The organism is Brevibacterium sp. 1718, from assembly GCF_051131255.1.
GTDB classification, from domain to species: domain Bacteria; phylum Actinomycetota; class Actinomycetes; order Actinomycetales; family Brevibacteriaceae; genus Brevibacterium; species Brevibacterium sediminis.
This window is the reverse complement of record NZ_CP186550.1, coordinates 3,644,780-3,666,440: the sequence shown is the minus strand read 5'-3', so window position 1 is coordinate 3,666,440 and position 21,661 is coordinate 3,644,780. Positions and strand designations below refer to the sequence as shown.

The 21,661-nt window shown below is 65.8% G+C and carries 16 protein-coding genes and 1 tRNA gene; 8 read left to right on the top strand and 9 right to left on the bottom strand.

The genetic code is table 11. From position 1 onward, the window contains the following. The first annotated feature begins 55 nt into the window (after positions 1–55). Positions 56–1,336: a serine--tRNA ligase gene (gene serS, locus ACOZ9V_RS16495; protein WP_434591846.1), complete on the top strand. Its 1,281-nt coding sequence runs from the start codon at positions 56–58 to the stop codon at positions 1,334–1,336. Between the two features lie 120 nt (positions 1,337–1,456). Continuing rightward, positions 1,457–2,305: an HAD family hydrolase gene (locus ACOZ9V_RS16490; RefSeq protein WP_434591844.1), complete on the top strand. Its 849-nt coding sequence runs from the start codon at positions 1,457–1,459 to the stop codon at positions 2,303–2,305. Positions 2,306–2,373: 68 nt separating this feature from the next. Here the strand turns inward: ACOZ9V_RS16490 and ACOZ9V_RS16485 are convergent, their stop codons facing one another. From ACOZ9V_RS16485 to ilvA, 5 genes are all read right to left on the bottom strand, one after another. Further along, positions 2,374–3,216 (bottom strand): HAD family hydrolase, encoded by an 843-nt coding sequence (locus ACOZ9V_RS16485; RefSeq protein WP_434591843.1) that lies wholly within the window; start codon positions 3,214–3,216, stop codon positions 2,374–2,376. Beyond that, positions 3,213–3,785 (bottom strand): hypothetical protein, encoded by a 573-nt coding sequence (locus ACOZ9V_RS16480; protein WP_434591842.1) that lies wholly within the window; start codon positions 3,783–3,785, stop codon positions 3,213–3,215. Before ACOZ9V_RS16480 ends, ACOZ9V_RS16485 begins: the two co-directional genes overlap by 4 nt. Beyond that, entirely contained in the window at positions 3,782–4,387 is a 606-nt protein-coding gene (locus tag ACOZ9V_RS16475) for a proteasome activator (protein WP_434591839.1), read from the bottom strand. Before ACOZ9V_RS16475 ends, ACOZ9V_RS16480 begins: the two co-directional genes overlap by 4 nt. Before the next feature lie 3 nt (positions 4,388–4,390). Beyond that, positions 4,391–5,395, bottom strand: coding sequence for an NAD(P)H-quinone oxidoreductase (locus tag ACOZ9V_RS16470; protein ID WP_434591836.1), 1,005 nt, complete (start codon positions 5,393–5,395; stop codon positions 4,391–4,393). A 102-nt stretch (positions 5,396–5,497) separates the two neighbouring features. After that, a complete protein-coding gene (gene ilvA / locus ACOZ9V_RS16465) occupies positions 5,498–6,769 on the bottom strand; it encodes a threonine ammonia-lyase IlvA (protein WP_139468263.1) in 1,272 nt (423 codons plus the stop codon). 265 nt (positions 6,770–7,034) lie between these two features. On the opposite strand from ilvA, the gene ACOZ9V_RS16460 reads away from it, so the two are divergent. Next, positions 7,035–9,545 carry a maltokinase N-terminal cap-like domain-containing protein gene (locus ACOZ9V_RS16460; protein WP_434591833.1) on the top strand — a complete coding sequence of 837 codons (2,511 nt, stop codon included), beginning with the start codon at positions 7,035–7,037 and terminating at the stop codon, positions 9,543–9,545. Positions 9,546–9,750: 205 nt separating this feature from the next. Continuing rightward, positions 9,751–9,841, top strand: a tRNA-Ser gene (locus ACOZ9V_RS16455). Between the two features lie 129 nt (positions 9,842–9,970). Here ACOZ9V_RS16455 and ACOZ9V_RS16450 read toward each other — a convergent pair. Beyond that, positions 9,971–11,347, bottom strand: a complete 1,377-nt coding sequence (locus tag ACOZ9V_RS16450; RefSeq protein ID WP_434591830.1) for an APC family permease — start codon at positions 11,345–11,347, stop codon at positions 9,971–9,973. A 311-nt stretch (positions 11,348–11,658) separates the two neighbouring features. On the opposite strand from ACOZ9V_RS16450, the gene ACOZ9V_RS16445 reads away from it, so the two are divergent. Together ACOZ9V_RS16445 and ACOZ9V_RS16440 are read left to right on the top strand one after the other, a co-directional pair. Then, positions 11,659–12,741, top strand: coding sequence for an MBL fold metallo-hydrolase (locus ACOZ9V_RS16445; protein ID WP_434591827.1), 1,083 nt, complete (start codon positions 11,659–11,661; stop codon positions 12,739–12,741). Between the two features lie 44 nt (positions 12,742–12,785). Beyond that, the gene (locus ACOZ9V_RS16440) at positions 12,786–14,033 is read left to right on the top strand and encodes a C45 family autoproteolytic acyltransferase/hydolase (protein ID WP_434591824.1); all 1,248 of its coding nucleotides are present in this window, start codon (positions 12,786–12,788) and stop codon (positions 14,031–14,033) included. Positions 14,034–14,048: 15 nt separating this feature from the next. Here the strand turns inward: ACOZ9V_RS16440 and ACOZ9V_RS16435 are convergent, their stop codons facing one another. From ACOZ9V_RS16435 to ACOZ9V_RS16425, 3 genes are all read right to left on the bottom strand, one after another. After that, the gene (locus ACOZ9V_RS16435; protein ID WP_434591821.1) at positions 14,049–15,065 is read right to left on the bottom strand and encodes a hypothetical protein; all 1,017 of its coding nucleotides are present in this window, start codon (positions 15,063–15,065) and stop codon (positions 14,049–14,051) included. Between the two features lie 97 nt (positions 15,066–15,162). Then, the gene (locus ACOZ9V_RS16430; RefSeq protein ID WP_434591818.1) at positions 15,163–15,819 is read right to left on the bottom strand and encodes a TetR/AcrR family transcriptional regulator; all 657 of its coding nucleotides are present in this window, start codon (positions 15,817–15,819) and stop codon (positions 15,163–15,165) included. Positions 15,820–15,821: 2 nt separating this feature from the next. Further along, positions 15,822–15,947 (bottom strand): hypothetical protein, encoded by a 126-nt coding sequence (locus ACOZ9V_RS16425; RefSeq protein WP_434591815.1) that lies wholly within the window; start codon positions 15,945–15,947, stop codon positions 15,822–15,824. 81 nt (positions 15,948–16,028) lie between these two features. On the opposite strand from ACOZ9V_RS16425, the gene ACOZ9V_RS16420 reads away from it, so the two are divergent. Together ACOZ9V_RS16420 and ACOZ9V_RS16415 are read left to right on the top strand one after the other, a co-directional pair. After that, complete coding sequence (locus tag ACOZ9V_RS16420; RefSeq protein WP_434591812.1) at positions 16,029–18,989, top strand: MMPL family transporter; 2,961 nt, start codon at positions 16,029–16,031, stop codon at positions 18,987–18,989. Beyond that, positions 18,986–21,376: a YhgE/Pip family protein gene (locus tag ACOZ9V_RS16415; RefSeq protein WP_434591809.1), complete on the top strand. Its 2,391-nt coding sequence runs from the start codon at positions 18,986–18,988 to the stop codon at positions 21,374–21,376. The genes ACOZ9V_RS16420 and ACOZ9V_RS16415 overlap by 4 nt, the downstream gene beginning before the upstream one ends. Positions 21,377–21,661: the final 285 nt, after the last annotated feature.

Sequence of the window (21,661 nt, the reverse complement as noted above, 5' to 3'; positions counted from 1 at the left end):
TGTGCAGGCTGAGTGCCGAATGTCGAAAACACGCCCGGCCCGTTAAGCTGAGAGGGTGATCGATCTAGCGCTTCTCAGAGACAACCCGGCCCTGTTCAAGGCATCGCAGGAGGCTCGCGGGGCATCCGTCGAGCTCATCGACGAGGTCATCGCCGCCGATTCCGCTCGTCGTGCGGCCATCACCGCCTTCGAAGACGCACGTGCGGATCAGAAGTCGTTCTCCTCCCAGATCGCGAAGGCGCCGAAGGAGGACAAGCCGGCACTCATCGCGGAGGGCAAGGCGAAGTCCGAGGCCGTGAAGTCGCTGTCCGCGGAATCCGAAGAAGCCACTTTCGCCTTCGACCAGCTCGTGTCGAAGGTCCCGAACCTCATCATCGACGGCATCCCTGCCGGCGGCGAAGAGAACTTCGTGACGCTCAAGACCGTCGGCGTTCCCCGCGACTTCACCCCGGACGGCTTCGAACCGCTCGATCATCTCGAGATCGGCGAGAAGCTGAAGGCCATCGACACTCAGCGGGGAACGAAGGTCTCCGGCTCGCGTTTCCACTACCTCACCGGTTTCGGCGCGAAGCTCGAGATGGCTCTGCTCAACCTCGCCCGCGACGTCGCCGAGGAGGCCGGGTTCAGCCCGACCATCACCCCGACCCTGGTGCGTCCCGAAGTCATGCGCGGCACCGGGTTCCTCGGTGAGCACGCCGACGAGGTGTACCGTCTCGAAGCCGACGACCTGTTCCTCGTCGGCACCTCCGAGGTGCCCTTGGCCGGCTACCACATGGACGAGATCATCGACCTGACCGACGGTCCGCTGCGCTACGCCGGCATCTCCTCCTGCTACCGCCGCGAGGCCGGCTCCTACGGCAAGGACACCCGCGGAATCATCCGCGTCCACCAGTTCCAGAAGGTCGAGATGTTCGCCTACGTCCCGGTCGAGGACGCCGAAGCCGAACACGAGCGGATGCTGTCACTGCAGGAGAAGATGCTCGGGCTGTGCGAGCTGCCCTACCGGGTCATCGACACAGCCGCCGGCGACCTCGGTGATTCGGCCGCCCGCAAGTTCGACTGCGAAGCCTGGGTGCCGACGCAGGGCACCTACCGGGAACTGACCTCGACGTCGAACTGCACGACTTTCCAGGCACGCCGCCTGCAGATCCGCGAACGCCGCGACGGATCGACCCGCCCCGTCGCCACCCTCAATGGAACCATGGCCAACACCCGCTGGCTGGTGCCGATCCTCGAGAACCATCAGCAGGCGGACGGTTCGGTCACGGTGCCCGAGGCACTGCGGCCCTACCTCGGCGGGATGACCGCACAGGGACCGGAAGGACCGCGCTACTGAGCCTGTGCCGGGACGCGGGGAACTGACCGTGCGGCGGAACTCGGCGGGACTCGGTTGGGTTCGGTCGCCTCGGCGCCGGGAAGAACGACAAGAAGATTCACGCATACGTTGGGAGACACATTGACCCCGCACCTCATCGCACTCGATGTCGACGGCACGATCGTCGGCTACGACGGAACCCTGTCGGAGTCGGTGAAGCAGGTGCTCGATCGGCTCGCCGAGGAGGGCCATCACCTCGTGGTCTCCACCGGCCGAGCCCTGCCGGGAGCGCTTGAGGTCGTCCACGCGCTCGACCTCAAACATGGCTTCATCGTGTGCTCGAACGGATCGGTCGTCGTCCGCCTCGACCCGGAGCTGCCGTTGGGGTGGGAGCTGCACCATGTCGTGTCCTTCGACCCGAAGGATGCGCTCGAGCAGATGCACGCGGCGCTGCCGACGGCACTGTTCCTCGTCGAGGATCCGGACCTGCACCGGTGGGCGTCCGGGGCGTTCCCGGTCGGCGAACTCGCCGAATCCGACACACTCGACATCGTCGACTTCGACGAGCTGCTGACCAAGCGGGCCACCCGCATCGTCATGCGTGAGGTCAACGGCACTGCCGAGGAGTTTGCCGCCGCCGTGGACTCGCTCGGACTGCATGAGGTCAGCTACTCGGTGGGCTGGAGCAACTGGCTCGACATCGCCCCGGACGGGGTCTCGAAAGCCAGCGGTCTGGAGATCGTGGCCGAGGAACTTGGGGTCAAGCACGCTCACACTGTGGGGGCCGGGGACGGACTCAACGACCTCGAGATGATCGAATGGGTCGAACACGGAATCGTCATGGGGCAGTCGAAGGACGAACTCAAGGTGCTCGCGAGCGTGGTCACCGATTCGGTCGACGACGACGGACTGGCAGTAGCACTGGTCGATTACTTCAGCCTCGACTCAGCGCTCCTCGAAGCAGAGGGCACCACCAACACCCGCCCCTAATTGCTACCTGACGGCGGCCCAGCAACCTCGCGCGAGGTAGCTGGGCCGCCGTCGCGTAGCAATTAGGGTTAGTTGGGGCGGGTGTCTAAGACTGCGTCGAGGTAGCGGGCGACGCCATCGTCGTCGACGGCCTCCGTTACCGCCGCGGCGATCGCCTTGACCGACCCCAGCGCATTGCCCATGGCGACCCCGTGCCCGGCCCACGACAGCATCTCGATGTCGTTGGGCATATCCCCGAACGCCATCACCTGCGCCCGCGCCACTCCGAGGTGGTCGCACAGATCCGACAGCGTCTTCGCCTTCGTGATTCCGAACGGTGCGAGTTCGACGAGGCCGTTGTCCGGCTCGGAGAACGACGCATGACAGGTGCCGTCGACGAGCGGATCGATGAGGTCGTGCATCGCCTGCGAATCGCTCGTCTCCAGACGCACGAGCACCTTCACGACGTCCTCGTCGGCGAGTTCGGATACATCGTCGATGATACTGGCCTCACGCGGTCGGCCGGTGACGAACTCCCGGTCGATGAAACCGCCGTTGAGCGTCTCGTAGGCGAACCGGGCCTCGGGATGATCGACGCGGACCGCCGCGGTGATCTCCGTCAGTGTCTGCGTATCGATGGTGTGGGCATCGACGACGGACTGCGATGCGATGTCGTAGACGACCGCCCCGTTGAGGCAGACGACGCGACCGAGGTCGGGGATCTGCTCGGCGATCGGCGCTAACCATCGGATGGGCCGCCCGGTGACAAGCACGAACGGGATTCCCGCATCCTGACAGCGGTGGATCGCATCGATGGTGGCCGTCGAGATCGGCTTCCAGTTCAGCAGCAGAGTGCCGTCGATATCGCTGGCGACAAGGCCGAGGTCGAAGTCATCCGGCGGCAGGATATCGGGGCTGATCGGAGGTCTCATGATGCCTCCACCCTAGCGAGAATCTCCCGCGCCCGCCCCAGCAGCTCCTCGGCATCCGTGATGAACCGAACCGTGGCCTCCGCGCTCGAGCCGATCGACCGTCCCGATGACTCGTCCGACCGTGCCATCGACGCCGCGAGCACCGCCTCGCCGACCTTCGACGAGGCCTTCGTCAGCAGCTCCGGTGCGTCGCCGACGGCCTGCCGAGCCGGCCCGGGCACCACCTGACCGGTGACGGGGTGGCGGGCATGGAGGGACGCGGTGAGGTCGTCGACGACGTCGACGAGCGCGTTGAGCCGGTGGGTGCCGTCGACGATGACGTCGATCGGATCGTTCGCCGAGGCGGCCGTGACCGAGCCGTCGGATGATCCCGCCGAGGCGGCTCCCGACGTGGTGCTGCCACCGGAGTCCCGTGCCTCGTGGAGGGCCACCGCGGTGGTGTAGTACCGGTCGACTGCGCGGATGAAGCGGTCGCGGTTGTGGCGCCACAGACCGGTGCCGAACCGGTCATCGTCCTTGACCGCGGTCGGAATCGCCTTCTTGCGCAGACCGGAGAAGAAGCGCTTCACAGATAGTTGCCGGTGCCGCGATCGTCGCGGTCCGACTCCTTCTCTTCGCCGGGCTGCCCGTCGGACGGCGTCATTCCGGGCGGAACCATTCCCGGAGGCAGTTGGCCGCGACCGGCCATCTGCTGGGCCATGGCCTGCTGTGCCATGATCGCGGTCTGGATGCCGTGGAAGAGACCCTCTAACCAACCGACGAGTTGAGCCTGGGCGATCCGCAGCTCCGAGGTCGTCGGGGGACCGTCGGCCGAGTCGAAGGGCAGGTCGAGGCGCTCGAGTTCCTCGATGAGGTCCTTCGACAGCCCATCTTCGAGTTCGTCGATGGAGCGGCGATGGATCTCGGCGAGGCGCTCGCGTCCCTTCTCGTCGAGTTCGGTGCTGCGGACCTCCTCGAGCAGCTGCTTGACCATGGTGCCGATGCGCATCACCTTCGCCGGTGACGAGACATCCGCCTGATCGTGCTGCGCCTTGGCGAGGCCGGACTGCGCTCCGTCGGCGTTCGACACACCGTTCGCGTTCCCCGCCTCGTCTGTGTTCGCTGCGTCCGAAGTGCTCGTGTCGCCCGCAGAGTTCTGGATGCCGTCTGCCGACGCGGGATTCTCAGTCATTGGTCATGCACCTTCCTCATCGACGATGAGCAGAACTTTTCCGATGTTCGCCCCGTCCTCCAGCATCTGATGAGCGCGGACGACGTCGGCCAACGGCATGGCTTCGTGGATGATGGGGCGGATGTCGCCCGAGACCACAGCCGGCCAGAGACGGTCGGCCACCTCGGCGACGATGGCGATCTTCTGGTCCTTCGGCCGCGCCCGCAGGGTCGTGGCGGAGACTGACTTGCGCGGCTGCATGAGCCAGCCGAGGTTAATCTCGGTCTTCGTTCCGCCCTGCATGCCGATGATGACGAGACGGCCGTCGGTGCCCAGCGCCTTGATATTGCGCTCGAGGTACTTCGCGCCGATGATGTCGAGGATGACATCGGCTCCGGTCGACCCGTCGTCGTGGGTGCAGATCTCGTGGACGCGTTCGACGAAGTCCTCTTCGCGGTAGTTGATGACGGCATCGGCGCCGAGTTCGCGGCAGAATTCGGCCTTCTTCTCGGACCCGACGGTCACGACGATCTTCACGCCGAGGTGGCGTGCGATCTGGATTGCGGCCGTTCCGATTCCGGAGCCGCCGCCGTGGACGAGAAGCCATTCGCCTGCCTGCACCTGTCCGCAGCCGACGATGTTGGACCAGACGGTCGACAGCACCTCGGGCAGGGCGGCCGCCTCGGTGAGGTCGAAGCCGGCGGGGACGGGAAGCAGCTGACCTGCGGGTACGGGCACGTATTCGGCGTAGCCGCCGCCTGAGAGCAGAGCCGCCACCCGGTCGCCGACGGACCAGCCGGTGACGTCGGCGCCGAGTTCTTCGATCGTGCCGGAGACCTCGAGGCCGGGAATCTCGGTGGCCCCTGGTGGGGGATCGTAGAATCCGCGGCGCTGCAGGAGGTCGGCCCTGTTGACGCCGGCGGCATGGACGCGGACGAGGACCTCGTCGGCGGCGATGTCTGGCGTGGGTTCGTCGGTGACCTGCAGGACCTCGGGCTCACCGGGGGAGGAGATCGTGATAGCGCGCATGCGTCCACTCTAGTAGCTGGGTGCGCGAGTGGGCAGGGGCATCCGCGAGGTGGGGTTCGGTGGAAGGCCGCTCGGGATGAGGCAGGGCGGCAGCGAAGCCGCTCAGGCGAAGAGGCGGAACATCGGCGAGTTCTGGTGGACGCGCTCGACCTCGATGTTCGAGGCCTCCATCCGCTCGAGCAGGTTCGGCAGGTCTTCGGCATAGCCGAGCTGAATGCCGACGAACGCCGGTCCGGTCTCCCGGTCGGAGCGTTTTACATACTCGAACATCGCGATGTCGTCCTCGGGCCCGAGCACCTCGTTGAGGAACCGGCGCAGGGCACCGGGTTCCTGCGGGAAGTCGACGATGAAGTAGTGCTTGAGGCCTTCGTGGACGAGTGAGCGTTCGAGGATCTCCGGGTAGCGGGAGATGTCGTTGTTGCCGCCGGAGACCAGGCACACCACGGTCGATCCGGGTTCGATCGTGATCGGCTTGTCCGAGTCCGGGCCGCCGATCCCGGCCGAGGCCAGAGCACCGGAGGGTTCGGCGATGATTCCGTCGACCTGGTACATATCGAGCATCTCGGTGGCCACCGCGCCCTCGGCGACGGGGCGGATGTCGAGGCCGAGGTCGGCGATGACGTCATAGGTGATGTTGCCGGCCCGGCGCACTGCGGTGCCGTCGGCGAAACGGTCGATGTTCTCCAAGGTCACGGGGTGGCCGGCCTTGAGCGCTGCGATCATCGAGGCGGCTCCGGCGGGTTCGGCGCCGATGACCTTCGTGTTCGGCATCCGTTCGGCCGCATAGGCGGCGATTCCCGCGAGCACTCCGCCGCCGCCGACGGGCACGATGATGTAGTCGGGGTCGGTCTCGAGCTGCGCGTGGATCTCGGCGGCCACGGTGCCCTGCCCGGCGATGGTGCGCATATCGTCGAAGGCCGAGACCAGGAGTGCCTCATTGCGTTCGGCGAACCGGTGCGCCAGCGCCGAGGCGTCATCGTAGGTGGAGCCGGCGATCTCGATCGTCACCTGTTCCCCGCCGAAGTGGCGAACGCGTTCGATCTTCTGCTTCGGCGTCGTCTTCGGCACGAAGATCGTGCCCTGGATTCCCAGTTCCTTGCAGGCGCGGGCGAAGCCCTGGGCATGGTTGCCCGCCGAAGCGCAGACGACACCGCGGGCGCGTTCGTCGGCATCGAGCTGGAGCATGAAGTTGAAGGCGCCGCGGATCTTGTAGGACCGCACCATCTGCAGGTCCTCGCGCTTGAGGTAGACCGTGGAACCGGTCGCGGTCGTCAACCGCTCGCAGATCTGAAGTGGCGACAGGATGACGGAATCGGAAATTCGCAGCGCAGCCGCCTCGACCTCGCCGGCGAGTGTGAGCTTCTGGGGAGTCATGTCTGTTTCAACCACCAGACTATTGTGCGCCCTTTGTCTTGCTATTTGGCAACTTGTATCGATATGAGGACAACTGCGGGGCCGCTGAGAACTCGCCCCGGCCCGCCCCGCTATGACAGTACCGCGTCCCTCCCGTACCCGCCTCGTTCCTACTCGAACCCCGTGATTCGGCTCCCGACTTCGGGGTTTCGGGTGCGCCCTGGACCGCGAACACCCCATATCATGATTGGATGGAGGATGCCCGTAATCCCTTCTAGGAGACGTCATGGCCATCAGCAGTGAGCTCGAACAACTGTTAGCCAGCTGGATACCCCGACAGCCGTGGTTTCCCAAGCTCGCAGCAGATTTCGGGACCGACCCCGACATCACCCCCATGTCGGTGGCCCGCGCGTTCACTTACACCGCCGAGGAGCTCGGGGGCTTCGCCGGTCTCGTGACCGTCATCTCCGTCGGCGACGGTTCCACCCTGCGTCGCCTCAACATCCCCCTGACCCTGCGCGGTGCCGAGGACATGCACCTGCGCCACGCCCTCATCGGCCGCGTCGACGACCTCGCGCTCGGCACCGTCTACGTCTACGACGGCGCCGCCGATCCTGTCTTCGTCAACCTCATGGCCGACGCGATCACGAAGCGCAAGGTCTTCGACGGGGGGCAGCTGTCCACCGAATCCCTGCGCCACAGCCAGGAGAAGACCGAGGCCCGGGACCGTGCGCCCATGCCGTTCCCTGTGACCGCGAACGGGGCGGCCGCCTCGGCGAATGGATCGACGAACACCGCCGCCGAGGCGGTCCCACCGAAGCCATCGATCGGAGACCTCACGGTGGGGGCGGAGGACGTCATGCCCATCGAGATACGCCCGATCGAGGTCTCGGACTCCGGGCAGTACAAGTCAACCGTCATCATCCACGACGAATACGAGCCGCTGGAGCTCTCGTTCTTCCGCGTCCTCGAGAACGGAATGCCGTCGTCGCTGACGATTCCGGTTCTGCTCACCGAGGCGGGTTCGCGCAGCGTGCCCGAGGTCATCGGCTGGGGTTCGGGCCGCTGGTACGACATGTTCGAGGTCCAGGAGATGGAGGCGCCGATGGCGCTGCTCTCCCACGTCGATGTCGACGCCGAACCTGCATGGCGAGAAGCCGTGAACACGGTGTGCGCCGTCGACTCCGGTTCGATCGGGGCTTACAACGCCCACGCCGCAGAGATGGGGCGGCGCATCGGCGAACTGCACACGGACATGGCCGCCGAGTTCGGTGTCGTCGAAGGCGCCGGAGAACCGACGAAGCAGCTGGTGCAGAAGTGGGTCGAACGCATCGACTGGGCGCTGGGCCGGGCACCCCTGGCCCTGGATTCGCTGGTGCCGGAGCTGCGCGGCCACCGTGCCAGGCTGCAGAGCCTCGAAACAATCGGCACCCTGCAGAAGATCCACGGCGAGCTGACGCTCGACCATGTGGTCAGCTCGTCCACCGACGGCTATTCGGTCGTGAAGTTCACGGACTCGACGGACTCGGACCCCAAGCCCGCCGCCTTCGACCTCGTGGCTCTGCTGCGCAGCATCGACTACGCTGCCGGTTTCGCTCGTCTGCAGCGCACCGACGCGCTCGACTCCGAGGACGGCTCGCTGGTCGTGAGCGGCTTCGGCAATGATCCGGGAGCGCTGCGTGCGATCTTCGATTCGCCCGAGTACCTGTGGGCCTCGCAGGTCCAGAACTCGCTGCTGTCCGGATATTCGCGGGCGCGCGGCGACAGCATCGGGCTGAGCGATCCCGTGCTGCGCGCGGCGCTGGTCGACCGGCTTCTCGTCGAGGTCGTCACCGAGCTGCGCAACCGCCCGAACTGGCTGTCCGTGCCGCTGGCCACGCTCACCCTCGTCCTCAAGGGCAAGCCCGCCCGCACCGAGGAGGCTGCTGAGGCCCGCCTCAACTGGTCTGATTCCGGCGAGGCGGGGTCCGATGCGGCCGAGGACTCTCCAGCTTCCGGCGACGCAGCCGGTGCTGACGGTGGTGCCGGTGCCGAGAGCTCGGATGCGGAAGTGGCGTCGAGCGATGCGTTCGCCGTGGCTCCACCCGCCGACGAGGCGACCGCCGCCGATTCGGAGTCGGTCTCTGCGGCGCCCCGTGGAACCTCCGGTGCCGTCGCGGCCGCAATCGCGAACTCAGACTCCGATGACTCAGGCTCCGAGGATTTGGCAACTAACAAGTCTGAAGCTGGTGAGCCCGAAGCCGGGGACTCCGCGACCAACGAGACCGAAGCCAGTGAAATCGAAGCGGACGAGGTCGAGGTCGCCGATACTGCGGAGAACACGGTTGACGCGGTCGCGGATTCCGACATCGACGATGTCGAGGACAAGACTGTGGTCCCGCCCCAGGACGATGCGCCAGAAGTGGCTCCAGCTCCTGCTCAAGACGAGGAATTCGTCGACGAGGAAGAATCGGAAGCTCCGGTCCGACGAGTTCCGGCCTCGTTCGCGGCGCGCGGCGCCACCTCGGAGGACGCCGACAGCACTGGACACGAATCGCAGCCGGCCAAGCCGAAGGACGCACCGAAGCTCGGCCACACGTGGAGCGAACGTTCGCAGAACTCCGGCAGCGACCGCGGAACATTCGGCGAGCAGATCTCCGAGCGGCCGGACAAGAGTCGCGACGATTCCGCGGCACGGCCCGACGAATCAATGGATAAGTCCCGGGACGATTCGAAGCCTGCCGGCGGGTCTGTGTTCGATGACCTCCTGGGCACCGAGCGTAAGCGGAACCGGATGAAGAAGCGCAAGAAGGACTGACCGCCTCCGCGGACTCGTCGCCTCGGTGCCGGTTGCCTCGGTGAAGGTCGCGGACTGAGCCAGTCGCTGACTGAGCTGGTGACATTCGTGTGCGCATCCGCCAATTGGCAGATGCTGTTGCGGTTGTGAGAAACTATGGTGGCTCGACCTCGCGTCGAGCAGGCCGGGTTCGCTCCATCATTGTCACAGGCATGGAAGAACCGAAGGAAGCGTGTCCGAGCGGCCGAAGGAGACGGTCTTGAAAACCGTTGTGCGGCAACCCCGCACCGTGGGTTCGAATCCCACCGCTTCCGCCAAGGGAGAAGCCCCTGAGCTCATCGTCAACAGCGAAGAGCTCGGGGGCTTCTGCCTTCCCAATTACTACCTGACGGCGGCCCAGCAACCTCGCGCGAGGTTGCTGGGCCGCCGTCAGGTAGTAAGAAGGGTCAGGGTTGGGCAGGCGCCTCGGGTTCGGACATCTCGGCGTCGGCCTCGGGGTCGTCGAAGCTGCGCACCGAGCGCTTGAATCCGCGGGTCAGCACGGCCAGGTAGATGATGCCGATCGCCAGCCACACGAGGCCGCCGATGAGCGCGGTCCCATGCAGGCTCACCCACAGGACTCCTGTGAGGATCGCTCCGATGGCGGGCATCACGACGTAGCTGAACGCCGACTTGAAGTCCTTGACCTGCTTGGTCCGGAAGGCGTAGTGCGCAATGACAGTGAGGTTGACGAAGGTGAAGGCGATGAGCGCACCGAAGTTGATGAGCGCCGAGATGAGCTCGAGGCTGAACGACATCGCCAGCAGGCACACCGCACCGACGAGCACGATGTTGAACACCGGAGTGTGCGTCTTCGGGTTGATGTAGCCGAAGGCCCTGCGCGGCAGCACCCCATTGCGGCCCATCACGAGCATCATCCGCGACACCGACGCATGCGAGGCCAGCCCCGAGGCGGCGGTCGCAGCGAATGCCGCAGCCACGAAGAACAGCTGGAACACGTGGCCGCCGGTGATCATGCCGATCTCCGGCAGCGGATCGTCGACGATGGTGAACTGCGAATTGTCGGGGAAGAGCAGCTGCGCGAAATAGCCGGCGACGAGGAAGATGAGACCGCCGGCGAGAACGGTGAGCATGATCGCCTTCGGCATGAGGCTGACGTGCTTCGCCTCGTTCGTGTACATCGTCACCGCATCGAAGCCGATGAACGAGAAGCACACGACAGTCGCACCGGTGAGGACCGCGCCGAGGTGGACGCCATGATGGATGAACGGCTCCGGACTGAACACGACTCCGGCCCCTTCGCCGGCGTTGAGCTGCATGACGGCGAGCACGCAGAACGTGGCGACGAGCACAACCGCGAAGACGAGGAGGATGCCGTTGATGTTCGCCGTTCCCCGCATCGAGGACAGGACGATGCCGGTCATGACGATCGTATAGACGATGACCCACACCCACGGGGGCGCATCGGGGACCATCGACTCCATGTAGAGCCGGATGATGAGGCAGTTGACCATCGGCAGCAGCAGATAGTCCAGGAGGGAGGTCCACCCGACGAGGAAGCCGAGCCCCGGTGACATCGTCTCCCGCGTATAGGTGTAGGCCGACCCCGCGGTCGGGAAGACCCTGACCATCTTGCCGTAGCTGAAGGCCGTGAAGATCATGACGATGAGAGCCACGAGGTACGCCGCCGGAACTGCTCCGTTCGTCTGTTCGGAGACGATTCCGAATGTGTCGAAGACGACCGTCGGCGTCATATAGCCGAGTCCGAGTCCGACGATGGACCACAGTCCGAGGTTGCGCTTCAGTGAGCCAGAGGCAGCCATATCAATCCTCCCCAATGAGTCTTGCCGCCCGCCGGGCCGTCGACGTCGCCATCGATGACCGGCCCGGAAGTGATGTGCGTCATGATCTTAACGCCCAAGGTACTGAAAACGAAACCATCGCCGAGGATCGGAACGGGTATCAGTGTGAAATCGTGACCTTTCCGATGAATACCGTCAATATCGGCAACGATATCGGTAGTCAGGTCGGGTGGTGCCGTGCCCAGTTATCGAACGAACCGTCAGCGCCGACGCGAAACAGAGTAGATTGCAGTCAACGGACAATGTGGCCCCACGAGAGGTGTGAGAGCAGTATGGCGATCGAAACGCTCAGTTCCCAGCAGTCGGCGGCATGGAAGGATCGAGTCCTGCCGCCGGTCGAACAGGTCGCCGAAGGTGTCTGGGCCCTCCCGGTCCCGATCCCCAACAACCCTCTCGTCTACACCTACTGCTATGCCCTCGCCGACGGCTCCGGCGTCGTCCTCATCGACCCGGGCTGGGACGGCAAGGACCAGTACCTGGCGCTCACCTCGGCGCTTGGCGACCTCGGCTTCACGGTCGCCGATATCCACGGAATCGCCATCACCCACTATCACCGCGACCATATTGGGCTCGTGCCCGCACTCCTCGCGAAGAACCCCGACGCCTGGGTCGCCATGCACGGCGAGGACCTGCGCGCGATCAAGCGCTTCTACACCAACGCCGTCGACCTCGGCACCGGCATCGACCCCAACCTCAACATCGCCCGCGCCTATGGTGTCCCCGAAGATCGCTGGGCCGAAGTCGAAAGCCTCCAGGTCGGATCGAACAAGGGCGGGTCGAAGAGCGACTCGATGGACCTGTACAGACAGGCGATGAGCCGGCTGCCCGAGAACATCCACGTCCTCGAAGACGGCACCGAACTCCCGCTCGACGAGGGGCGAGTGACGGCCATGTGGACGCCGGGTCACACCTACGGGCACTCGGCGTTCGTCCGCGACGAGGACAAACTGTTCTTCTCCGGCGACCATGTGCTGCCGACGATCACGCCGAACATCGGCCTCGACTCCGGGGCGATCACGCACAGCCTCGGCGATTATCTGCGCTCGCTGGAGAAGATCGGCGAGCTCGACGAGGACGTGGCGGTGCTGCCGGCCCACGGCTTCCGCTTCCGCGGGCTCCATGACCGCAAGGTCGAACTCGTCGAACACCATCACGAACGCCTCGGCGAGATCCGCGCCCGCATGGAGGCCACCGACGACCACAGCGTCTACTCGATCGCGGCGGGCCTGCACTGGTCCCGCGGCTTCGAGAGCCTGCACAATTTCAACCTCTTCGCCGCCCTTGCCGAAACCGCCGCGCACATGCATTATCTCGGTATCGACATCGGCGTCGGCTCTCTCGTCGGCAAGGACTGAGCCGGGCCCGACCTGAAGAAGAGAGACAGCAAGGAGGAACCAGCATGAGCACCGAATTCGTTCCCGCCGCCGAGGTGCGGCCCGTGACCTTCGCCGTCCATGCGAGCGACCACGTCGAACGCGGCCACCGCCGTGGCGAGGAGCTGCGCACGGGAATCGCCTCCACCCTGGACGCGTATCGGCGCTACTTCTCGCATCTGTCCATCACCGAGGCGGCCGTGCACTCGGCAGCAAGGTCGAGTTGGCAGCGGTTGCAGGAATGGTGGCCGACCGGCGCCGAGGAGGTCGACGCCGTCGCAGCCGGAGCGGGCATCGACGTCACGGAGCTCATGGAGATCGTCGCCCGGACCGAGATCATGACCCAGGCACCGGCCGCGCCGACCGAATGCTCGACCGTGAGCCACACCAATCCTGGCGCCTCCGTGGCCGCACAGAACTGGGATTGGGCGGCGGACTTCTCCACTCTGTGGCACTTCAACGATGTCGGTGCCGTGCCCGGGCAGCACCGGCATGTGGGCATCGCCGAGTTCGGAATGCTCGGCAAGATCGGTCTCAACGAGGCCGGCGTCGGCGTCCTGCTCAACATCCTCAAGCACACCGGCGACACGGCCGGGGGAGTGCCCATCCACATGATCCTCGCCCGTGTCCTGGCCGAAGCGGGCACCCTCGCCGAGGCGCTCGAGATCATCGACTCCGCCCCGACGTCATCATCGTCGATCATCACCGTCATCACCGCCGAGGCGGCCGTCCAGGTGGAGATCGCCGGTGCACTCAAGCGCGAGCGACGGGCCCGCGCGGTGCACGGGGCCGACGGGGAGACGGGGGAGTCTGGGTTCCTCATCCACACAAACCATTTCCTGCACCCGGATCTGCTCGATGGTGGGCTCGAGCTGCGCCCGGATTCGACCTCGCAGGAACGGTACCGTCACCTCGCCGAGGCGGTCGTGCGCTTCGAAGCCGAACGTGCGCTGGCGCGTGGCGGAGAGGCCCCGGCAGGCGGTGCCGCCGAGTCCGACAGCGCCGTCCATACCGGCAGCGTCGCCTTGACTGACGGTGCCGCCCCGACCGATGGTGCGAAGAACGCGCCCGTCGCGGTCGGAGATCTCACGAAGCTGCTGACGACTGGACCGGGAGACGCGCCTGTGTGCTGCACTCCGGCGCCCGGCGCCGCCTACGGGGATCGTTCGGCGACCCTGGTGAGCGTGCGCATCGATCCGGCGCGCAAACAGATCGACCTCGCACCCGGGTCACCGGCCGACGGTCTGCACGGAAACCGCCGCTTCCAACTCTGAACCGGCGGCGGCCGCTCAGTTCTCGTCTGCTCCGTCCGTCGCACTGGCGGAATCATCGGAACTCTCGTCCGCCTCGGCGGCTTCCTGCTCGCGCATCTCGATGACCGCGTCGAGGGCGGACGCGATCGCATCGTCGTTCTCCAGTGCGGCTTGGATGAGTCGCCACGGCACGAGGTCGAGATTCTGATCGCCGACGACGAAGCGGATGAACGGCTGCCTGCTGCGCGGATCATCGGCTTCGAGTTCGGCGCCGTAGCGCCACTGGCCGAAGGCGATGCGGCGCACCGTCTCACCGATGAAGCGCATGGCACCGGCGGTGAAGGGGGTCTCGTCCTCGGCGATCATGTCGTCGGGGCCGTCGTAGCGGACCGCGACCTGCTTGCCCAGACGGGCGAGGCTCTCCCGGTCGAAGCCCCACGAACTCGGATCGGCCTGCTCCTGAGTCCAGGCGGCGATGCCCGGTTCGACGGTGCCGATGAAGCGGGTGAGGAATTCGACCTCCTCCTCGCTCGAGTTCTCGGCATTGAGCACCCCGAGGGAGAGCCCCGTGCACTTGCGGCGCGGTTGGCCGTCCCCGCCGAGGAGCTCCCTAGCCTTGTCGAGCACTGCGGTGAACACCTCGGCGCTGCGCTGGTCGACGGCGGCCAGCACGATTCCCACCAGCGGGATCGGTTCACCGGCGGCCGGGCCGTCGGCATTGTCGGGGCGGATGAATGGCATCCCGTTGCCTGTCGACTCGTCGTGGTCCCAGACCCCGCCGATCGCACGCAGATAGGTTTCGCCGAGGTAGCGGATGAGTCCTTCGAAGAAGCGGCGGTTCTCCGGCTTGAGGATCTCTTCGGTGTTCGGGAACTTCGAGAGCACGAAGAGTTCGAGCATCGGCAGTGATTTCGGCCCGAAGTCCTTCGGGAACTTCACGGTCTCCCCGTCCTCCTTCTCGAAGGTTTCGGGGAGGTCGGCGAGGACGAACGCGCCGAGGCGGACGTCCATATTGTTGATGAAAGCAGAGAATTCGCGCTGGAGTTCGTTCACGGGCACCACCTTAGTGCCTCGAGCCGGTTCGTCGAGCGCGTTCAGACCTTGTCATAGGGGCAGAAGCCTCCAGGTATCGCTGTCGGGGCAGAAGCGTTCAGACCTCGGCGTCGGGACAGAAATCGATGAGGTGCATGAGGACCTCGACGATGAGGCTCGGATCGATGTCGACGTGCTCGTCCATCTTCTTCCCGGCCGCCGCAGTCAGGGCGATCCGGTTGAACACGGAGATGATGACCGTGAGGAAGTCGCCGAGCGGCTGCTTCGTCGTGGCGCCGGCGACATCGAGGGCCGTGGTCACGAGTGCGGCCAGCCGATCGAGCTGAGTGGCGTTGAGTTCGACATAGCGGGCGTGGAGATGCGGAACCCGCAGGCAGTAGAGCTCGATCTCCTGTTCCGTGATCGTCTCGGCCACGGTCTGCTTCTTCTCATTGAAGACATCGTCGATGAACTGCGTCATCAGCGCTTTGATCTCCGGCACCTCGGCAGTGGCCATGAGCTGCTCGGACCACCGCTGGATCGTGTCGTCGAGACGATCGAGATTCTCCGAGATGCGCATCTCGATGATCGCGAGCACCAGATCGTCACGGCTGGAGAAGTTCGAATAGAACGCCCCGCGGGTCAGGCCTCCGGCCTCGCAGATCTCCTCGATCGAGGCGCCGTCGATGCCGCGGACGGCGAAGACCGAGGTGCCGGCCTGGACGAGGGTGGATCGGGTCTGGCGTCTGCGTGGGCTGAGTTCGTCTGTGTTCATCGTCATTTCGTTGCGGTGGGGTCGGCGATGGCCAAGGTGGTGCAGTTCTCTGCGCCGGCATCGGAGCCGGCAGCGACGGCGGGGCGGAGAGCGAGGCGCCTGAGCATCTCATGGGAATCCTCGCTCAACCTGGGATCCATTTGCATGGAGGGTGGGTATTGCACAACAATACAATACTGTATCCAATACACTTTTGTATCGAGGTTTTCGTGTCAACTTTCCTCTACGCCCTGGGCCGTCGTGCGTATCGGACCCCGTGGCGCTTCATCGCCGCGTGGCTGCTGATCTTCGTCCTCGTCGGAGCCGGAGTCGCCGCCTTCTCCAAGGACTTCGACAATGACTTCACACTCCCGGGTTCGGAGGCGCAGACGGCTCTGGACTCGATGAAGTCGACGTTCCCCGAAGCCGCCGGCGTCTCCGCCTCGGTGATCGTCGTCGCCGACGACGGAGACTCGGTCGAGGATGCGAAGTACAAGGACGCGATCGAAGACGAGATCGACCGCATCGAGGACCTCCCGCACGTCGACACGGTGACCTCCCCGTATTCCGACCTCGTCGAGGGTGCCATCAGCAAGGACGAGACGGCGGCCATGATCTCCGTCCAATACGACGGCACTCAGCAGGACGTCGGGGAGGACGCCGGCGACAACCTCATCGAGGCGCTCGACCCGCTGCGCGATGCCCTGCCCGGAGCGCAGGTCGAAGGCGGCGGTGAGCTCTTCCAGATCACCGGTGTCGAGATCTCCTGGGTCGAAGGCATCGGCGTCGTCATCGCCTTCATCGTCCTCCTGCTCACACTCGGTTCCTTCCGAGCCGCGGGAATGCCGCTGATCACTGCGCTCATCGGCGTCGGCATCTCCGTGCTGCTCATCGTCGGCGGCACCGCGTTCGCGACGATCAACTCCTCCTCGATCATGCTTGCGCTCATGCTCGGCCTGGCCGTGGGCATCGACTACGCACTCTTCATCGTCTCCCGCGCCCGCGACCTCCTCGCCGAAGGCCACGACCCCGTCGAGGCGGCCGGACGCGCCGTCGCGACGGCCGGGTCCGCCGTCGTCTTCGCGGGCATGACCGTGATGATCGCACTCCTCGGCCTGTCCCTGGCCGGCATCCCCTTCCTCACGATCATGGGAATCGGGGCCTCCGGCTCCGTCGCCGTGGCCGTGATGATCTCCCTGACGATGGTCCCCGCCCTGCTGGGACTCGTGAAGTCCAAGATCACCCCGAAGCCGACGAAGCGCTACCGGAAGGCCTACGCCGCGGCCACGCAGCGGGCGACGACCGGGACGACCGCCTCGGCGAAGGGATCATCGACCGGCACCGAGGCAGGCGACGGTTCCACAGGAACCCCCAATGAGACGACCGACCCGGCACTGCGGGAGAGGATCGCCGACGAGGCGCGCGCCGAGGGCGGCGACCCGTACCCGCCGACGATCATGAACAAGTTCTTCGCCGGGTGGCTCAAGGTCGTCACGAAGATCCCGCTGCTGACGATCGTCGTCATCGTCGGCGGCCTCGCGCTCTTCGCGATCCCCGCCACCCAGCTCCAGCTGTCCCTGCCCACCGCAGGCGATCAGGAGCAGGGCACCCCGGCGCGGGCGACCTATGACCTCATCGACGAGCACTTCGGGCCCGGCTACAACGGACCCCTGGTCATGACCAGCCAGATCGTGACCAGCGATGATCCGCTCGGTGACGTCGAGGAGATCGAGAAGCGCATCGAGAAAGTCGACGGCGTCGAGCAGGTCATCATGGCCACCCCGAACCGGGACGCGACCGTCGGGCTCTTCCAGATCATTCCGACGACCGCCTCCGACGATCCGGCGACCCTCGACACGGTGGATCGGCTGCGGGACCTCAGCACGGAGATCGAGGACGACTTCGACTTCGACACCGCCGTCACCGGTGCCACCGCGATCCAGATCGACGTCTCCGACCAGCTCGGCAAGGCTCTGGTGCCCTTCGGCATCTTCGTCGTCGGACTCTCCATCATCCTGCTCATGATGGTCTTCCGCTCCGTGGCGGTGCCGATCAAGGCCACCGGCGGGTTCCTCCTCTCCGTCTTCGCCTCCTTCGGCACGGTCGTCCTCGTCTTCCACGACGGACTCTTCGCCGGCCCCTTGGGCATCGACGGGACGGGACCGGTCATCAGCTTCCTGCCGATCATCGTCATGGGCATCCTCTTCGGCCTCGCGATGGACTACGAGGTGTTCCTCGTCTCCGGCATGCGCGAAGCCTATGTCCACGGCTCCTCGGCCAAGGACGCCATCAGGGCCGGCTTCGCCTCCTCCGCCCGCGTCGTCTCGGCCGCGGCGATCATCATGTTCTCCGTCTTCGCAGCCTTCGTGCCTGCCGGCGAACCGATCATCAAGTCGATCGCGCTCGCCCTGGCCGCCGGCATCTTCGTCGACGCCTTCCTCGTGCGCATGTCGCTGGTGCCGGCGATCATGCAGCTGCTCGGCGACAAGGCCTGGTGGCTGCCGAAGTGGCTCGATCGGATCCTGCCGCGCCTCGACGTCGAAGGTGAGGGCCTCGCTCACGAAGTGGCCCTGCGGGACTGGCCGGAGCCGAACTCGGACTACCGGGTCTACGGACGCGGAATCGGCGTGTACTCCGGAGACCGCGGCTTCGCCCGCGTCGACATCTCCCTGCTGCCCGGCCAGATCCTCGTCGCCAGCGGCGATTCCCGCCGGGCTCTCCTGCTCGCCGTGTCCGGCCGCGTCGGACTCACGGCCGGGGAGATGAAGATCGGCCAGAACGTCCTGCCCGAACACGCCGGACGGGTCCGCCGACAGGTTCCCTACCTCGACCTCAATCGGGGTGAAGCCGACCGGATGATCAGCCCGCGCGACATCTCTCGGATGGCCGCCTCGGCGCCGGATCTGCTCGTCATCGACGGGGCGGAGAAGCTCGCGGCCGGGGCACGGGAAACGGCCGGACCGGCACGGGACCTGCGCGACCTGCTGCCGCAGCTCGTCGCCGACGGCACCACCGTCATCCTCGGCCTGCCCGACGGAGACGTGACAGGGATCTTCGATCCCGAAACGAACTACTTCCACCTCGACCTCGACGAGGCTCGACCCGATGAGCGGGGCGGAACCGACAGCGAATCAGACGGCGAACACACCCACGCCGTCGACAGCACCAACATGGAAGGTGTGCAGTCGTGAGACTCGAACGTGCGAACTCGAAGAAGCCGGTGAACTGGCTCTCCCTCCTCGGCCTGGTCCTCATCCCGATCATCGTGGCGGCCGGATTCATCCTCGCCACGTGGAAGAGCGGCGATCGTCTCGAGACCATCGAAGCCGCCATCGTCAACAACGACGATGGGGCGAAGGTCGACGGCAAGACCGTGCCGATCGGCCGTCAGCTGACCAGCGGTCTGGTGGGTGAGGACGAGAACAACATCCACTGGGTCATCACCGACGAAGAGGATGCGCAGAACGGGCTGTCCGACGGCACATACGCCGCGAAGCTGACCATCCCCGAAGGCTTCTCCCGCGCTGTGACCTCGGTCGATGATGCGAAGTCGGCGACGCAGACGCAGCTCGACGTCGACGTCTCCGGGACCGTTCCCGCGCTCGATACGCAGATCTCCCGATCCGTCGCCGAGGTGGCGCGGACGACCTTCAACACGCAGATGACCGAAAACTACCTCGACAACATCTACGTCGGCTTCAATAAGATGGGCGACCAGATGAAGGACCTCGGCGACGCCGCCGGGGAACTCGACAAGGGCGCCGAAGGCCTCAAGGAAGGCACCGGACAGTCCGCCGAAGGTGCCGGCGAGCTGTCCAAAGGCATGAAGCAGCTCAGTGACAACGGCGGCGAGCTCAAGTCCGGAGCCACGGAGCTGTCGAAGGGCGCCGGCGAACTGTCCAAGGGCGCCTCGGAGATGTCCGGGGGCCTGAACGAACTCGACAAGAAGACCTCGAAGCTGCCCGAGAGCACGCAGAAGCTGGCCGACGGTTCCGGTGAGCTCTCCGACGGTGTCGACGAGTACACGAAGTCCATCGACGAGATCATCAAGGGCTTCGCTGGGTCCGGAGACTCGGGTGAAGGCGGCCTCGGTGACATCACGAAGGGCGGCAAGGAGCTCGAGAAGGGCGCCGATGGTGTGTCCAAGGGCGCCTCAGGCCTCTCCGACGGACTGCACCATTACCGTGACGGGCTGAAAGAGGGCGCGGACAAGGCCGATCAGCTGGCCGGGACGAAGCCTGATCTCGACGCGCTCGTGGCTGCCGGCATCATGACAAAGGACGAGGCGGAGCAGGCACGGGCCGAGATGTGCCCGACCGGCACCCCCGATCAGGTCTGCCAGGGAATCGAACAGGCCTACGCTCAGGGGCTGCTCAACGGCACCTCGGGTGGTCTGAACCAGGCCGTGGACGGGCTCGAGCAGGAGCAGAACGGTTCGTCCCTCCTCGGCGGGTCCGATGAACTCGCCAAGGGGGCTTCGGAGCTCTCCGACGGCGTGACCAAGTTCGTCAAGGGACTCGAGGACGGCCTCGATGAGCTGACGAAGGGCATGGAGGACATCTCGAAGAACGCCCCGAAGCTGCTCGAGGCCTCGAAGGGGCTGCGTGATGGTGCCGCCGGGGTCGCCGACGGCAACCAGCAGCTCGCCGACGGAATGCCGGCCCTGTCCAAGGGCATCGGCAAGGTCGCCGACGGCTCCTCGGAGCTCTCCGACGGTGCCGGTCAGCTCAGCGACGGGCTGAGCGAATACAGCACCGGCGTCGGCAAGTACACCGACAGCGTCTCCGAGGCCGCAACCGGCACCTCCGAACTCTCAGCCGGCCTCGACAAGCTCGATGAGGGCACGGGCAAGTACGCGAAGGGCGTGAGCAAGTTCGCCGACGGCGTCAAGGACGGTGCGGACGAAGTGCCGTCCTACACGGCTCCGGAACGTGACCGCTTGGCCAAGGTCGCCTCGGCGAATATCGCATCCCCGGACACGGACAGCGTCACGGATGTGCTGGCGGGATCGACGATCGCCCTGCTCATCATGCTCGCCCTGTGGATCGGCGGACTCGTCACCTACACGGTGCTCAAGCCGATCCCGGCATGGGCTCTGCTCTCGACGAAGTCCTCGTTCGCCGTGTGGGCGCGCGGACTGCTGCCCGGCCTCGTGGTCGGGGTGCTGCAGGCGCTCGTGCTCTCGATCCTCGCGGTCACCGTGATGGACATCGACACGATCCAAGGCTTCGACATCGCAGTGCTCACGTTCGTCTCAGCGATCGTGTTCATGATCTTGAACTTCGCACTCGTAGCGTGGTTCGGGGGAGTGGGCCGGTTCCTGTCGGTCATCGCCGTCGTGCTGGCCGTGGCGGGTCAGACGATCGGGGCGGTGCCGCAGTTCTTCGACTTCGTCGCGCCGATCCTGCCGCTGACTCCGTCGATGAACGGCTTCGCAGCGATCGCCGCGGGCACCAGCGGGCAGGCTGCCGCATACGGCGGACTCCTGGCCTGGGCGGTCATCGGCATCGTGATGTCGCTGCTGGCCATCGTCCGGGCCCGGACCACGAAGCCCGAAGCCGCCCTCGAAATGGCGTAGCCGCCGGGGCGGCCGCGGCGCCACGCTGCCGGCCCGGTGCGTCGCGGCGTCGCCTCTGCGAACAGCCCAGTTTGAGTTGAATAGCCCATGTTTGAAACTGGGCCATTCACCCTAGACTGGGCTGTTCGCGTTCGATGCTCGGCCGCTCACTTTCCTCCATGTGCATTACAGAGAAGGGTGTACCGAAACTCGCCTCGTGCATTGCGCGGCGCGGAGTTCGGCAACTGTCGCGGGTGGTGTGGTCCGCTGATGGACAGTGTGCTGGCGGCGGAAGCGGAGTCGCGG

What these genes read in the sequence shown, in the direction of transcription:
- ACOZ9V_RS16450 (WP_434591830.1), bottom strand. Translation starts at nt 11,347, where the DNA reads ATGGCTGCCTCTGGCTCACTGAAGCGCAACCTCGGACTGTGGTCCATC.
- ACOZ9V_RS16445 (WP_434591827.1), top strand. Translation starts at nt 11,659, where the DNA reads ATGGCGATCGAAACGCTCAGTTCCCAGCAGTCGGCGGCATGGAAGGAT.
- ACOZ9V_RS16430 (WP_434591818.1), bottom strand. Translation starts at nt 15,819, where the DNA reads ATGAACACAGACGAACTCAGCCCACGCAGACGCCAGACCCGATCCACC.
- ACOZ9V_RS16470 (WP_434591836.1), bottom strand. Translation starts at nt 5,395, where the DNA reads ATGCGCGCTATCACGATCTCCTCCCCCGGTGAGCCCGAGGTCCTGCAG.
- ACOZ9V_RS16460 (WP_434591833.1), top strand. Translation starts at nt 7,035, where the DNA reads ATGGCCATCAGCAGTGAGCTCGAACAACTGTTAGCCAGCTGGATACCC.
- ACOZ9V_RS16485 (WP_434591843.1), bottom strand. Translation starts at nt 3,216, where the DNA reads ATGAGACCTCCGATCAGCCCCGATATCCTGCCGCCGGATGACTTCGAC.
- ilvA (WP_139468263.1), bottom strand. Translation starts at nt 6,769, where the DNA reads ATGACTCCCCAGAAGCTCACACTCGCCGGCGAGGTCGAGGCGGCTGCG.
- ACOZ9V_RS16475 (WP_434591839.1), bottom strand. Translation starts at nt 4,387, where the DNA reads ATGACTGAGAATCCCGCGTCGGCAGACGGCATCCAGAACTCTGCGGGC.
- ACOZ9V_RS16440 (WP_434591824.1), top strand. Translation starts at nt 12,786, where the DNA reads ATGAGCACCGAATTCGTTCCCGCCGCCGAGGTGCGGCCCGTGACCTTC.